9 protein-coding genes are annotated in these 14,619 nt (G+C 60.2%); 2 read left to right on the top strand and 7 right to left on the bottom strand.

Features of this window, described 5'->3' with window-relative positions; all coding sequences use genetic code 11:
- Nucleotides 1-10: 10 nt before the first annotated feature.
- The 7 genes from ACIGEK_RS01065 to ACIGEK_RS01035 all read right to left on the bottom strand — a co-directional run bounded on the left by ACIGEK_RS01065 (nt 11) and on the right by ACIGEK_RS01035 (nt 9,400).
- A complete protein-coding gene (locus ACIGEK_RS01065) occupies nt 11-1,411 on the bottom strand; it encodes an alginate export family protein (protein ID WP_397491553.1) in 1,401 nt (466 codons plus the stop codon).
- Nucleotides 1,408-2,883, bottom strand: a complete 1,476-nt coding sequence (locus tag ACIGEK_RS01060; RefSeq protein WP_397491552.1) for a sel1 repeat family protein — start codon at nt 2,881-2,883, stop codon at nt 1,408-1,410. The genes ACIGEK_RS01065 and ACIGEK_RS01060 overlap by 4 nt, the downstream gene beginning before the upstream one ends.
- An 8-nt stretch (nt 2,884-2,891) precedes the next feature.
- Nucleotides 2,892-4,037 carry a PilZ domain-containing protein gene (locus ACIGEK_RS01055; protein WP_397491551.1) on the bottom strand — a complete coding sequence of 382 codons (1,146 nt, stop codon included), beginning with the start codon at nt 4,035-4,037 and terminating at the stop codon, nt 2,892-2,894.
- A 17-nt stretch (nt 4,038-4,054) separates the two neighbouring features.
- The gene (locus tag ACIGEK_RS01050; RefSeq protein ID WP_397491550.1) at nt 4,055-5,587 is read right to left on the bottom strand and encodes a glycosyltransferase; all 1,533 of its coding nucleotides are present in this window, start codon (nt 5,585-5,587) and stop codon (nt 4,055-4,057) included.
- Between the two features lie 75 nt (nt 5,588-5,662).
- Nucleotides 5,663-7,090, bottom strand: a complete 1,428-nt coding sequence (locus ACIGEK_RS01045) for a mannose-1-phosphate guanylyltransferase/mannose-6-phosphate isomerase (RefSeq protein ID WP_397491549.1) — start codon at nt 7,088-7,090, stop codon at nt 5,663-5,665.
- Between the two features lie 117 nt (nt 7,091-7,207).
- Nucleotides 7,208-8,518, bottom strand: coding sequence for a nucleotide sugar dehydrogenase (locus ACIGEK_RS01040; RefSeq protein WP_397491548.1), 1,311 nt, complete (start codon nt 8,516-8,518; stop codon nt 7,208-7,210).
- Nucleotides 8,519-9,004: 486 nt separating this feature from the next.
- Nucleotides 9,005-9,400, bottom strand: a complete 396-nt coding sequence (locus ACIGEK_RS01035) for a YkgJ family cysteine cluster protein (RefSeq protein ID WP_090254835.1) — start codon at nt 9,398-9,400, stop codon at nt 9,005-9,007.
- A 240-nt stretch (nt 9,401-9,640) separates the two neighbouring features.
- On the opposite strand from ACIGEK_RS01035, the gene ACIGEK_RS01030 reads away from it, so the two are divergent.
- Both ACIGEK_RS01030 and ACIGEK_RS01025 read left to right on the top strand, forming a co-directional pair.
- Entirely contained in the window at nt 9,641-13,228 is a 3,588-nt protein-coding gene (locus tag ACIGEK_RS01030) for a DUF2339 domain-containing protein (RefSeq protein WP_397491547.1), read from the top strand.
- Nucleotides 13,225-14,595: a DUF3999 domain-containing protein gene (locus ACIGEK_RS01025; protein WP_397491546.1), complete on the top strand. Its 1,371-nt coding sequence runs from the start codon at nt 13,225-13,227 to the stop codon at nt 14,593-14,595. Before ACIGEK_RS01030 ends, ACIGEK_RS01025 begins: the two co-directional genes overlap by 4 nt.
- The last annotated feature ends 24 nt before the right edge of the window (nt 14,596-14,619 follow it).

Here is a 14,619-nt window from a genome sequence, read left to right as displayed (position 1 = left end):
CTTCTCTCGGTCAGTAGCTCAAGGTGACGCCAATGGTCAGCTGGTAGTCGTCACCGATCTCCAGCGCGCTGCCGGCCCTGAAGTAACTCAGGCTGGTCAGGGTGTTGAGTTGCACGCGCTTGCCCTCATAAGCCAGGGGGAACATGCGCCAGTAATGGTTGATGTCCAGAGCCTGGCCCAGATGGGATGAGCGCGTATCGCGCACTTCATCTTCGGGGGTTGGGGCGATGGTGCGCAGGGGTAACTGGGCGCTGCGGTTACGCAGATGCAGGTCGCTCAGGCGGAAATCCAACGCAGTGCGGTCAGTGGGCTGGGTTTCCAGAGCCACGCCGTAGAACGCCAGGTTGCTCAGGTTGACTCCGACCAGGTTGCTGACCAGGCGGCTGCTGTAGCTGAGCGGATCGTTGCGTCGATCGGATTGAATACGATTGAGGTTGAAACCATCGTTGCCGCTGTCATCCGGGCGATCAGTGATGCCTGCCGTGAGGGCTACGCGTGGGGTCCACGGCAGGGTGTCAAAGCGCTTGCCGATGTCGCCCACCACGGCCCAGCCTTGCTTATCGCCGCGTTCGCGCAAGCCGTTGCTTTGTGTGCTCTCGAGGTCGCCGTCGAGCGCGGCAATTTCCAGGTGGTAATCGCTGATCAGTGGCGTCAGCTGACGGGTGTCGCCGCGCAGGAATACGCCATAGCGCAGGCCATCGAAATCCTGGCGATCATCCCGGGAGCTGCCCGAGTAATCGTTTTCGTGCAGCAGGCGGGCACCGACCCAATGGTCGGCATGCCAGCGCCAGGCGTACTCGGCCATCAGATAGCGAATCTTTTTGTCGCGCGGGTCGAGTCGGTTGTCGTCCGAGTTGTAGTAATAGAATTTTTCGGCGATCGCGACAAAACCACTGGCAAAACTGTCGTTATAGTCCAGCCGCAAGGCTTCCAGGCTGTCGTCCCACCAGATGCCAAAACGATCACTGAAGCGCTGGCGACCGAAGGTCAGAGAGAAGCGCGGGTCGTCACCCAGCAGGTTGCGGCGCACATAGAACTCGCGGGCTTCGGCATAGGCATGACGCCGGCTTGACTGGTTGTCACTGTCGCCCTCGGTGTCCTGCAGAGCATTCGGGTCGGTGTCATAGTTCAGCCACAGGCGTCCGAACGCCTCCCACTTTGCCCAGCGTTGTTCGGGCGAGTACCAGCGGTAGGAGGGTTCATAACGGAGGCTGAAGAAGCTGCGGCGATCTTCGCCTAGGCGCGTTTCGTCAGGGCCGTAGCCGCTGCGCAAGAACAGTTTGTGGGTTACCAGCGAAGTAACGGGCTCCAGCTCTGGCGTGGGTGCGGCGGCTTCTTCGGCATGCAACGTAGCCAGCGGTAGGCAAGTGAGTGCCAGGGCCATGGAGCTGAGGGCGATGTTGAGTCTCACAGTGCTGATTCCTCGATAAGGCGGTTGCCGTCGGCAGTGGCTACATCACGCTGCTGTGGGGTGATGCGCGACTGCAGGGCTAGCATCAGGTCTGTGGCGCGTTGGTCGCCCAGTTCGTGGGCGGCATAGGCAAAGGTGAAGGCCTTGGCGTTATCGCGACAAATAGCGCGGCCGTAGGTGTACAGCCGCGCGATGCGCAGCAGGGCATTAACGGAGCCTTTTTGCGCTTCCTGCATGTACAGCGACAAGGCGCGATCCTGGTCGGGCTCATTCAGGCCGCCCTGGCTGTACAGATCACCTTCGAGCAGGGCAGCTTCTTCATAGTGTTCGGCCTGCAGCTCCGCGATTAGGCGCTGGCTCAGCAGCGGGTCGAGCGTGCGCCACAGCACCAGGTGGAAGCTGGCGCGCAATGCTTTTATGCGCTGCGGTGTGATGGGTTGTTCGCGCTCGGCCATGCTCAGGGTCAGATTCTCACCCTGGCGTTGTTCGAGGCGCTGTATCAGGGCCTCGACCGGCTCTGGGCCGTAGCGGTCCGGAGCGGTCATCAGGAAGCCAGCTTTGCTCAGCATGGCCGGGCCAAAGTCGCGCTCAATGGCATTGTCCAGCCACTGCAGCACTTCGCGGTCGAGTTGTTCGACCAGGCTGGCGTGTGCCTGTGCCTTGAGGTCGCGGGCTTTCCCTTCCTCTGGCGTCTGTGCACGTGTCTGTGGGCGGCTGTTGTTGTAGGCGCTGATTTCGGAGTTGCGCACGTTGGTCAGTTGCTGGCCAATGCGGTGCACCAGATCAACCGGCAATGCCTGCATACGCGGAGTCAGCTGGGTGGCGAACGCGCGAAAGAGTGAATTGCGTTCTTCACCGAGGAACTCGTAATAGCGATAGACCGCACGGGTGTCGCTTTCAACGGCCAGCTGGAACCATTTATCAGCATCCGCCCGATCACCTTTATGCACCGCCGCAACCGCCCGATACAGCGGGGCGTGGCAGTAGATCAGGCAGGCGCGCTCATAGAGTTCGATTAGCCGTGCAACTTCTGCCTGTTGAAACAGCTCGGGGTAAACCAGGAACACTTCAAGGCGCGTATCGACAGCAATGAAGTCACGGCCTGTGGCGAAGCGCTCGAGCGCTTGGCGGATATACGCCCGGTTGGCCTCGCGCAAGCGTGGTTTGTAGTCCACTAGACGTGCCAGTGGGGTCAGCGCGCCGATGTCGCCCCGGCCGTCGGCAAATGCCTGCTTGAATAGCGTGATGGCTTGCGCAGCATTACTCGGGCTACGGCCGATCAGCACCTCACCAAGCAAGCGCGTGGCGCCCAGATCACCACGCTCTGCCAGGTGGCGCAGGTCTTCTTCGACCTGCGCCTGGCTGTCCTGGAACAGCGCATAGCGAACCTGCTCAAGGCTGCGTGCTGCCTGCGCGCCGCCGCTAAGCGACAGCGTCAAGGCAACGGTGCAAATGAGGGATCTGACCTGCATGGGCAACCTCAGAATATCCAGCGCAGGGGCAAGCCGAGCCCGAAGTCGACAGCGGCAGGCAGCTGGTAGGCACTGCGTGGCAGCTCGCTTTCCGTCTTGATGGTCAGTTCGACCATCTGGTTGGCTTCGTCCAGGTGGCTGGCCACGATTTCCCCTGCGATGGTGTCATGGCTACCCAGTACACGCAGTTCAACCGAGCGCACGCGCTCCAGCTTGTCCATCTTCTCGAAGGGCACGCTGGCCTTGATATGCAGCGGCTGATCCTGCGGCAGCAGGTGCACCAGTGGTTCCTGTTTGTAGGCAAAGCCATCCATACGCGGCTTGGGGAAATACAGGGTGCAGTCGCACGGGCTGGCGATCACGGTTTCCACCGTGATGCGACCGAGCAGAGCCGCCATATCTGGCGCGCTCAGGTCGGCCAGTGCGGCGACATCGGCCGGACTGGTCAGGCTGCTGGCCAATTGGGTCGACACGCTGGCCAGCGGTTGGCCGGTGGTAACGCTGGTTTGCTCGGCGTTAATCAGGTATTTGAGGTTGCCGTTCTCCGGCATGCTCACGATGTAAGCATTGGCGCTGACCACGGCTTGTGCTGCAGGCATATGGAAGAACAGCAGATAGCTCTTGTAGAGAATCAGGCTAAGAGCCGCCAGGCCCGCGCTGAGGAACAGCAGGGTGCCCAGTGCCGCTTTCACCCGGTCGCCAGGCGTGCGTGCGCTGGCATGCTTGGTCTTGCGTTCCTTGATGTAGTTTTCGCGCTGCATCACGTTGAACAGGCCGTTGATGTCGGCGATCTCGCCGGACATATAGGCCGAAATGATGTAGCGCAGAATGTCGCGCTTCTGCCGATCCAACTCGACGAATTCAGCTCCGACTTCCTGGCCGCGTTGTGAAACGATCTTCACCTTGGTGTCGATGTTCAGGTCGATCTTGTTCAGCTTCAGCCTGATCGATGCGGTGAACAGGCTGCCGAGCTTCATAGGCTGCTCAATTAACAGGCCCATGCCACCCAAGGAAATATCCTGTATTTCACATTCCAAACCTTTCAGGCCATTGCCTTCGAGGGTGATGCGGGCCGGTATCTTGGTGCGCACGAACTGACGTTCATCAATTGCTTCGTGAACAACATTTGCAGGTAAGACAGTGGTGCTACTCATAGCATTCGCGCCTTTACTTAAGGTTGCGTGAGATCAAGCAGGACCGAAATGACCCCGAAGAAAATGGCGATGGAGGACAGCAGCATCGCCTTCGAAGTCCATCGGTTAAGGGCTGCATCGAAACTGACGCTGCCGTTGCTGAGTGTGGTTTTTTGCCGGGTCCAGCTCTGCCGGTCCATGTGGAACATGGTGTAAACCTTCATCACCGAGCCTACGATCTGGTTGTAATACAGAACGAAGGGATAAATCGGGTCCACCGGGTGCTTGCTGAAGAAGAACAGCAGGGTCACCAGGGTGCGCGACAGCAACACCCAGAACAGGTACAGCAGCAGGTACTGGATACCGAACAGCAGGCCGGCCACGATTGATGCGCTTAATCCCATCAGGCAGGTCCACATGGACACCCGCTGGTCGTACAGCACGTACATGGTGAACAGGCCCAGGCGGTCGAGGCCCAGTAATTTGGTAATGCGGAAGTTCTGCCGCAGCGAGTTGCCATACCAGCGGTACATCAGTTGGCGTGTCGCGCGCAGGAAGCTGCTGTCTGGCGGATGCTCGACTGTCAGGGTGTGGCTGTCGGGCACATAGAAGGTGTCCCAGCCCGAACGCATCAGGCTGAACCAGGAGGATTTGTCATCGCCGGTAAGGAACTGGAAGCGCCCCAGGCGCCAGTGATCGAGAAAGTCGGCTTCTACATCTTTGATGAATTCGGGATCGGTCATCACACTGGCACGGAAAAATGACAAGCGCCCAGTCATGGTCAAAACGCGTTTAGATAGCGCCATTGAGCACATGTTGATGTGCCGCTGGACGAAGCGCATGGTGTGCCACTCTTGCATCAGCTTGCTGCCTTCCACCTCGCAGAACTCATTGGTGGTAAGGCCGCCGACGCTAGGCAGGTAGGCAAACATGGTCACTGCGCGCTCGACACAGCCCGGTAGCATCATGGTGTCGCCGTCGACCACGCCGACGACCGCATTTTCCAGGGGCATTTGCCGCGACAGGGCGCGGAAGGCATGGGCTAGGCCGTCACGTTTGCCGGTGCCGCGGGCCCGCACGATGATCAGCTTGATGTCATCACGCTCGCGCACTTCCTGGCGCATGATGTCCTTGATGAAGTTCTCATCGCCTTTCTCCACGATCGAAGCAATGACCGTGCACGGCACTTGCAGACGCTGAACTTCCTGAAACACCGACTGATAGACCTTATAGGTGGTGTGCGTCGGAATGCGGAAACTGGTGACGACCATGAACATATGTTCGGGCAACGCCGCAGCGCCCATGCGCTCTACCGCTTTGCGCATACGCGGGAAGCGCCAGTGCAGGAAATACATGCCGCGGGTGTAGTGAATCGCCGCATTGCCGTAGCGCCACATGCCCAGAGCGCCGATCAGAAAGATAAATTTCTGATGCGACGGGTCCAGGTAGCTCGGGTCGATCATCTCAGAGGCGAGTGCGATCAATGCGATCAGGCAGGCCCAACCGCACAGCTTGCCGAGCGCTGGCGAAGTCTCGACCCACTTCACTGCCTCTACAAAAAACCTAAGCATGCGTCATGCTTCCTCCATTGAAGCCGTTCTCTACCGCGAGGCGTTGTGCCATGCGGCCCCGGAACAGGGCCTTGATTAGTTGACCGTGGTGTCTGTGCGGCCGTAGACGTCTTCGAAGCGCTCAATGTCGTCCTCACCCAGGTAGCTGCCCGACTGCACCTCGATGATTTCCAGAGGAATCTTGCCGGGGTTGGATAAGCGATGAATGGCGGCGATGGGGATGTAGGTCGACTGGTTTTCCCAGAGCAGAAACGACTTCTCGTCGCAGGTCACACGCGCCGTCCCGGATACCACAATCCAGTGCTCGGCTCGGTGGTGATGCTTCTGTAGCGAGAGGCTGGCGCCCGGTTTGACGACGATGCGTTTGACCTGAAAACGATTGCCGTTGTCGATGGAGTCATAGCTACCCCACGGGCGATAGACCTGGCAGTGATCCTGCGCTTCCGTGCGGCCCTGGGCGGTCAGGGTGTTGACCAGCTGTTTGACGTCTTGCACGCGATCCTTGTGCGCAACCATCACGGCGTCCTTGGTTTCCACCACCACCATGTCATCCAGACCAACCAGGGTCACCAGTTTGCTCTGGCTGTGCACCAGGCAGTTGTGACTGTCATGCATCACTACATCGCCAGCATGACTGTTGCCGTTGCTGTCCTTGTCTTGCACGTCCCACAACGCTGACCAAGAACCGACATCGTTCCAGCCGGCGGCGAGCGGCACGACACAAGCGCGATCGGTCTTTTCCATCACGGCGTAGTCGATGGAGTTATCCGGGCAGCATTCAAAAGAGCCTGGGTCGATACGAATGAACTCCAAGTCAGCCTTGCTGCGACTCAGGGCCAGTTGGCAGGTGTCGTAGATGTCAGGGTCATGGCGTTGCAGTTCTTCCAGATAACGGCTGCAGCGGAACAAGAACATGCCGCTGTTCCAGAAGTAGTCGCCCTGTGCGACAAACCTGCTGGCGGTTGCGAGATCAGGTTTTTCGACAAACTGCTCAACCTTTAGAACACCGGCAGACAGCGCGCTTTTTGCGCCGCCGGTCTTGATGTAGCCATAGCCTGTTTCTGCACGCTCAGCCGGTACGCCAAACAGCACCATCTCGCCTTGCTCCGCCGCTTTGCGGGCAACGCCGAGTGCCGTATGGAACACTTGCAGGTCTTCAATCACGTGGTCGGCGGGCAATACCAGTAGCAACTCGTCACGGCCTTCGGCGATCAGGTGCATCGCGGCAATCGCCACGGCTGGCGCAGTGTTACGACCGAAAGGCTCAAGCAGAATGCTCTGTGCCTTGCAGTCGATGGCTGCAAGTTGCTCGCTGACAATGAAACGATGCTCTTCATTGCACACCACGATGGGCTTGCCCATGCCTTCAAGTGCCAGGCGCTTGAGCGTTTGCTGAAACATCGTGGCACTGCCGGTCAGGGCCAGGAACTGCTTTGGGTACAGTTTGCGCGAGAGCGGCCAGAGCCGGGATCCGCTGCCGCCGGATAAAATCAGAGGAATCATGTTGTCACTCCTTGTAAACATCGATTCAGATCGTGAAGGCAGTAGCATTGGCAATGCGCCGCAGTCGAGCTGGCGACACCTGTAACGGTGCCGCCTTTAATGTTGTTGGTTGTTGGCTTACCAGCAGATGCCTTCCTTGTTTGCGCTGGTGGTGTGTTCCATAAAACCGACCAGGTCGACGATCTGTTTGTCGTCACCGATGTTCTGCAGCACGTCAGCGAAACGTGCATCGCCGTTGCCGATGATCAGCACGTCGGATGCCGATACCACCTCATCAAGCTCCTTGCACAGCAGCGACGACACGTGGGGGATCTTCGACTCGATGTATTCCTTGTTCGCCCCGAATACCCTGGCGTATTCGACGTTGCTGTCGAAAATCCGCAGCTCGTAGCCCTTGCCGATCAGCATCTCGGCTAGCTCAACCAGCGGGCTTTCACGCAGGTCATCGGTGCCAGCCTTGAAGCTCAAACCGAGCAAGCCGATTTTGCGTTTGTCGTAACTGGAAACCATGTCATAGGCGCGCTGCACCTGTGCACGGTTGCTCGGCATGATGGCCGCTAATAGCGGGTGTTCGACATCCATCTGACCTGCGCGGTAAGTCAGGGCGCGGACGTCCTTGGGTAGGCAGGAACCGCCAAATGCGTAGCCTGGGCGTAGGTAATAGCGCGACAGATTGAGTTTGTGGTCCTGACACACCACATCCATCACTTCACGGCCATCTACGCCGCATGCCTTGGCGATGTTGCCGATCTCGTTGGCGAAGCTGACCTTGGTCGCATGCCAGACGTTGCAGGTGTACTTGATCATTTCCGCGACTTCGATCGACTTGCGGATGATCGGTGCATCCAGCTCGCTATAGAGCTCTTGCAGCAGGTCACCGGACTGCTCGTCAAGTTCACCGATAACGGTCATGGCCGGGAAGTCGTAGTCTTTGATCGCAGTGCTTTCGCGGAGAAATTCAGGGTTGGTGGCCACACCAAAGTCGATGCCAGCCTTTTTACCGGACGCTGCTTCGATCAGCGGGATGACTACATTGTTGACGGTGCCCGGCAGGACGGTGCTGCGTACAACGACGGTATGGCGGTCCTGCTTGTTGCGCAGCGCTTCGCCGATCTGTTTGCACACGGACTCCATATAGCCGAGGTCGAGATCGCCATTGCGTTTGCTTGGCGTACCTACGGCGATAAAGGACAGCTCACTGGCCAACACTGCAGCGCCTACGTCCGTCGTGCCGCGTAGCAGGCCTGACTTGACGCCAGCTTCGAGCAGCTCGGCAAGGCCAGGTTCAACAATAGGAGATTTGCCTTGATTGATCAGGTCGATCTTCGGTTGTGATACATCGACCCCGATGACTTCATGTCCGCGCGCCGACAAACAACCGGCACAGACAGCGCCCACGTAGCCCAATCCGAAAATACTGATTCTCATAGATCCCTCTCTCAATTAATCAACAGTCGGCTTAAAGCGTTGCCAACTTCCATATTCATTTGTACGCCGTGAAAGTTTCTTAATCATGACTAAGCGCGATTAAGGAGCGGCGATAAGTGAACTGGCGCGGATACTAAGTTGGCTGTTTGTGCTCTTCAAGCAAAACATGAACCAATGTGTCGTTATTTTTTATATGCAACTTCATGATTTATTTTTGTGTTTAAAAACAACAACTTATAGTTTGATGTTTTTAAGGCGCCAAAAAATAGTTGTCAATATCGGTGTTATATTTATGGCGCCATAAAAATAACACTGCTTATGCACGGCTATAGTTCATTGCGCGTTTGCTTTGTGCGTAAGTTGTGCACTTCGCACGCAGCTGCGCTGCATAAAGTTTGGCGGGGTGGTCAAGCGGGAAGGGGTTGAGGCGTGCGGGGCTGGGGCGTCAACAGTCGTTGCCGCCCGCGAGGTATAAGGCTGGAGGGCTTAGCTCTTTGGCTTGTACGCGCAATAACCAGGGCGAGGGCCGATCTTCGGATGGTTGCGGCAGGTATCAGGGCGCTTTTCGTAGATGGTGCACAGGCGGGTTTTACGATCGAGGTAGTAGCAGTCGTTATTGCTCATGCGGGTCAGGGTAAAGATGCCCGACTTCTGATGGAAACGTTCGACGATGCCGTCTTTCTGCAGGCGCTTGGCGATGTTCTTCAGCGGCTCGCTGCGTTCGAACTCATCAACCACACCGATACGGATCAGGTCATTCAGCCGCGCTTCGACTGGCAGCGTGCAGCAGCTGGACATACAGCTGTGGCACATGTCTGCGGTGTATTTGGCCCAGGTTTCCAGGCGGTCGAGTTCGGCGGCGGCAATCAGGTTGTTTTTCATCGGGGCTGGCGTCAGGTGTGCGGCGCGCGATGATCGCGGCCTTACAGCGTTTGTGAATGACTATCTGCCGGCTGGTCATATTTTGTGCGGTTGTAACCCGGCCAATTTCTTACTGTGCTGTGATGCGTGCGGCATACGTCTCTCTGGGTATGCACCGGTCAGGCTCCTATACTGCTGCGCAGTTTGCGCCGAGTACCGGGCAACAGGATGTTCGGGTTTAGCTGAATAGGAACGCGCTGCATGCAATGGATCTTCATGCTTGTCGGGTTGGTGCTCGGAGCCTTGGCGGATGAGACGCTGACTGCTTCGCTACTGGGTGGGCTGATGGGCCTGGGCCTTGGTCAGGCGCTCAAACTGCATGGGCTGGAGCGCGAGAATGCTGCGCTAACGGCTCAGCTCAAGGCCTTTTCTCAGCGCTTCGAGCAGGGCACTGCGGCGCTGTACGAGCGCTTGCTCAAATTGGAGCAGGGCGCCACGCCAGCCCCTGACGCACCGCCAGTGGCGGAGTCGTTCAGTGCCGTTGCCGAAACCGAGCCTGAGGCGATTGTCACTGCCCAGGCGGCCGAGCCTGAGTTGGACTGGACCCTGGATTTTGTCCTGCCCGAACCTGCGACTGAGTCTGTCGCGCCAATGCAGGCTGCGGCCGAGCCCGCCGCTGCGATCAAACCGCCGCCCGCTAAACCCTGGACGCCTGCTGAGCCGCGTCAGCCCACCTTGCTTGAGCGGGGCTTTGCAGCGGCCAAGAACTGGTTGCTAGGTGGCAACACGGTGTTGCGTGTCGGTGTGGTGCTGTTGTTTCTCGGCCTGGCCTTTTTGCTGCGGTACGCCACCGAGGGCGTGGTGGTGCCGGTGGAGTTGCGTTACGCCAGTGTCGCCGCCAGTGCGGTGGCCTTGCTGGGATTGGGCTGGTGGCTGCGTCTGCGTAACCCCAACTATGCATTGATGCTGCAGGGCGCTGGGGTTGCGGTGCTGTACCTGACGGTGTTCGCGGCCATGCGTCTGCATCCTTTATTGGACCCTGGCGTAGCGTTGGGCCTGCTGGTGCTGGTCACGGTGTTTTCGGCAATTCTGGCGATCAAGCAGGATGCCCTGGGTCTGGCAGCCGCGGCGGCCCTGGGCGGTTTTGCAGCGCCGATCCTGACCAGTACAGGCAGCGGCAACCATGTGGCGCTGTTCAGCTATTTTGCCCTGCTCAATGCCGGCATCTTTGCCATCGCCTGGTTCAAGGCCTGGCGGCTGCTCAATCTGATCGGCTTTGTCGGCACCTTCGGCATCGGTTTCGCCTGGGGTATTCGCTCCTATACGCCGGAACTGCTGTGGAGCACCGAGCCGTTCCTGATTCTGTTCTTCCTGATGTATGTGGCGATCGGCCTGCTGTTTGCCCGGCGCAAACTGCGCGAAGCCCTGGATGCGCCCGAAGATCGCGATGAACTGCTGCGCTGGGCTGCGCGCAAGGGCGACTATATCGATGCCACCGTGCTGTTCGGTCCGCCGCTGGTGGGTTTTGGCCTGCAGTTCGCATTGGTGCAGCACATCGAGTTTGCCGCAGCCTTCAGCGCCCTGGCGTTGGGGCTGTTCTACTTAGTGCTGGCGCGGTTGCTGGTCGGTCGCACCGGTGATCGCGCGGCACTGCTGGTGGAAACCTGCCTGGCCCTCGGTGTGGTATTCGGCAGCCTGGCGATTCCCCTGGGGTTGGATGCGCGCTGGACCTCGGCCGCCTGGGCGGTTGAAGGCGCGGGCATCTTCTGGCTCGGCCTGCGCCAACAGCGCGGTTTGGCGCGAGCGTTTGCCTTGCTGCTGCAGTTTGGCGCGGCGCTGGCGTTTGCCATCGGCTTGCGCGCTGGTGAGCAAACGCTGCTGGACGGCGCGCCGCTGGGTGCGCTGATGCTCGGCGTGGCCTTGCTGTTCAGCTACTGGCAGCTGCGGCAGAACACGGAACAAGCCAGCAGCTGGGAGGTGCGCGGTTTGCCGGTGTTGGCCTGCGCCGGACTGGCCTTCCTTTATCTGATTGCACCACTGCTGTTTGCCGCGCAGGGTACGGCGATCAGCTGGGCGCTGGCCGGTCTGCTGACGTTGTGGCTGGGCTTGCGTCTACAGGCACGCAGCTTCCTTTTCAGCGCCTTTGCCGTGCAGTTGCTCGGCGGCCTGGTATTTATGCTGGACATGGCCGGCAATGCGGCCACCGGCATGGGCGGATTTTCCGCCGGCTGGCAGGGCTTGCTGACCTCCTCGCTGATCGGCTTTGGCCTGATCGCCGGCATGCTGCTGGCGGCGCGTGATCCGCGGGTCGGCACCGATCGTCGCCTATTGCGTGGCCTGTCGGTGGTGCTGCTGGTCGGTCTGGTGTTCCTCAATCTGGCGGTGCTGTTTGTCCTGCCCTGGGCTACAGCCAGCGCGGTATGGGGCGGCAGCGGGTTGCTTATTATCTGGCTCAGTCTACACCTGCAGCAGCGCGCCAGTTTTGTCTTCGGACTGTTGTTGCAGGTACTGGCGGGGCTGGTGTTCCTCGCTGTCAGCCCGCTGCTGTTCGGCCAGCTGTCTGCCGAGGGGATTCGGCCGCTGGCTCATATGGATTTCTGGACGCCGCTGGTACTGGGCGTGGCCGCTTTGGTCGGTGCCTGGCGCTTGCAACAGCTGGCGCGTCGCGATGCACCCAGCGCTCTGGGCAATTTCAGTTTGCTTGGTTTGGCGCAATTGCTGCTGGTATGGGGCGCGGCCTGGTGGGCGCTGGCGCTGAGTAGCGAAGTGCTGCGCTTTGTCGCGCCGCAATGGCAGAGCAGTGCCCTGCTGGCGGTGCTGGCGGCCAGTGTGGCTCTGGCCGCGTTCCTCGCCCGACGCACGCGCTGGGCCGAACTGGCGCTGCTGTGCTGCCTGCTGACGCCGCTGGCTGGCGTGGTACTGCTGCATACCTGGCACTTGGAGTATCACCCGGCCGCGCAGTTCGGCTGGCTGGCCTGGGCGCTACTGTTTGCCGTGCACTTCTGGGCGCTACGGCGCTTGGCCGCGCAGTTGCCGGCGGGCGCGTTGAGCGCCGCCCATGTGCTCGGCTGCTGGTTGCTGTTGGGCGTGCTGGCGCTGGAGTTGCGCTACCTGCTGCTGGCCCTGTCGGAGCATTACAACGCCTGGCGCTGGCTGGGTTGGGCACTGCTGCCAAGTGCCTACCTGTGGCTGATGGCGCTGCCACGTCGCTGGGCATGGCCTTTGGCGGCTTATCCGCGGGAATACCGCTTGCTGGCGGCGGCACCATTGGCGCTGCTGATGCTGGGCTGGTTCTGGCTGGCCAACGTGGTCAGTGCCGGCGACGCTGAACCGCTGGCCTATTTGCCGCTGCTCAATCCGCTGGAGCTGGGCCTGCTGTTTGCCCTTGGTGCAGTGTTCGCCTGGGCGCGCATGGGCCTGGCCGAGCTGGGCGTGGATGGCGTACGCAGCCAGTGGCTGACCCAGGCCGTGGCGGGTGCTTCGCTATTCGCCCTGCTGACGGCGATGGTCATGCGCACGGCCCACCACTGGGGTGGCGTGTCTTATCAGCTGGATGCGCTGCTCGATTCGATGCTGATGCAGGCCGGCCTGTCGATTGTCTGGACGCTGATCGCCCTGCCACTGATGGTATTCGGCAACCGGCATGGACGGCGTGAGCTGTGGCTGATCGGCGCGGCGTTGATCGCCCTGGTAGTGGCCAAGCTGTTCTTCGTCGAGTTGGGTAATCGCGGTGGCCTGGAGCGCATCGTGTCGTTTATTGGTGTGGGTGTATTGCTGCTGGTGGTGGGTTATTTCGCCCCCTTGCCAGCACGCAAGGTGGATGCGGAACAACCGCAGGAGCAAGCATGATCAGTCGTTTGATTCACGCAGTGGGCAGCGCTGCGCTGCTTGGTCTGTTGTGCAGTGCGCCAGCCCTGGCGCAGGAGCAGCCCGCTGACTATGCCGTGCAGCTGCCGCTAAGCCTTAGCGGGAACGGCCCCTGGTACCGCCTGGATGTGCCGATGGCGCTGCATTTCGCCGCGCGTTATGGCGATTTACGTGACCTGCGGGTGTTTAACGCGGAAGGCCAGGCCCTGGCCTACGCGCTGGTAGCGGGGCAGGGCGAGTCGCGCGACAGTCAGCAGGAACAGGCGGTGAAGTGGTTTCCGCTGTATGCCGAGCAGGGTGACAGCAGCGCCACGCCTAGCCTGCGGGTGCAGCGCAGTACCAGCGGCACCTTGATCGAGCTGCTCGATGAGCCGAGTGCAGCCGACAAGCCGTCTGTGTTGCGTGGCTGGCTGCTGGATGCCAGTGCGCTGCAAGAGCCGCTGGTGCGCCTGCAGCTGGACTGGAGCGGCGGCCAGGACGGTTTTCAGCGCTTCAGCATTGAGGCCAGTGATGACCTGCAAGCCTGGCGATCCTGGGGTAGTGGGCAGTTGGCGCGCCTATCATTCGATGGCGAGCGTGTTGAGCAGCGCCAAGTCGAGCTGCCGGGCAGCAAGGCGCGCTACCTGCGCCTGCTTTGGCAAAGTCCACAGCAAGCGCCGCAATTGACGGCGGCTAGCTTGCGCAGCCAACGCAGTGACAGCATGCCGGCGCCACTGGTGTGGTCGCAGCCGCTGGCGGCGACGCGCGGCCCAGATGGCCAGTATCAGTGGCAATTGCCGCTGGCCTTGCCGCTTGAGCGCCTGCACGTCGAGCTCAGTCAAGCCAATAGCCTGGCGCCGATCCGTGTTAGCGGTCGCAGCGAAGCCAAGGGCCCTTGGCAATCATTGTCTCAGGGCCTGCTCTATCGGCTGCCGGAGAATGGCGTGGAAATCCGTCAAGACGAACTGCCGTTGCCGGGTTGGGCGATGCAGCAGCTGCGTCTACAGGTTGATGAACGGGGCGGTGGCCTGGGCGTCGAGCCCCCGCAGATCAAGGTTGCGGTACGCGCCACTCAGCTGGTGTTTCTCCAGCGCGGCAGCCCGCCTTATCGGCTGGCATTGGGGCGAGCGGGGGTTGAGTCGGCAGCCCTGCCGTTGTCGACCTTGATTCCTGGCTATCAGCCGCAGCGCCTACAGCAACTGGGCACAGCCGAAGCGCAGTTGCAGGCGGAGAACCTGGCACAGCAAGAACAGGCAGCAGCTGGCGAGAGCGATTGGAAGCGTTGGGGCTTGTGGCTGGTGCTGCTGCTTGGGGTAGGCTTGCTGGCGCTGATGGCGGTCAGCCTGTTGCGCCGGCCGAGCGCTGAATAGACTCCGCTAACAGAAATAAAGCCC

The sequence above is a fragment of the Pseudomonas sp. NPDC079086 genome (assembly GCF_044542155.1).
Taxonomy (GTDB): domain Bacteria; phylum Pseudomonadota; class Gammaproteobacteria; order Pseudomonadales; family Pseudomonadaceae; genus Aquipseudomonas.
The sequence above is the reverse complement of the archived record's forward strand: the minus strand, read 5'-3'. Positions and strand labels throughout refer to the sequence as shown.

Bases quoted from the DNA above. Each gene is read 5' to 3' on its own strand.
- ACIGEK_RS01040 (WP_397491548.1), bottom strand. From the start codon at position 8,518: ATGAGAATCAGTATTTTCGGATTGGGCTACGTGGGCGCTGTCTGTGCC.
- ACIGEK_RS01045 (WP_397491549.1), bottom strand. From the start codon at position 7,090: ATGATTCCTCTGATTTTATCCGGCGGCAGCGGATCCCGGCTCTGGCCG.
- ACIGEK_RS01025 (WP_397491546.1), top strand. From the start codon at position 13,225: ATGATCAGTCGTTTGATTCACGCAGTGGGCAGCGCTGCGCTGCTTGGT.
- ACIGEK_RS01030 (WP_397491547.1), top strand. From the start codon at position 9,641: ATGCAATGGATCTTCATGCTTGTCGGGTTGGTGCTCGGAGCCTTGGCG.
- ACIGEK_RS01060 (WP_397491552.1), bottom strand. From the start codon at position 2,883: ATGCAGGTCAGATCCCTCATTTGCACCGTTGCCTTGACGCTGTCGCTT.
- ACIGEK_RS01055 (WP_397491551.1), bottom strand. From the start codon at position 4,037: ATGAGTAGCACCACTGTCTTACCTGCAAATGTTGTTCACGAAGCAATT.
- ACIGEK_RS01050 (WP_397491550.1), bottom strand. From the start codon at position 5,587: ATGCTTAGGTTTTTTGTAGAGGCAGTGAAGTGGGTCGAGACTTCGCCA.
- ACIGEK_RS01035 (WP_090254835.1), bottom strand. From the start codon at position 9,400: ATGAAAAACAACCTGATTGCCGCCGCCGAACTCGACCGCCTGGAAACC.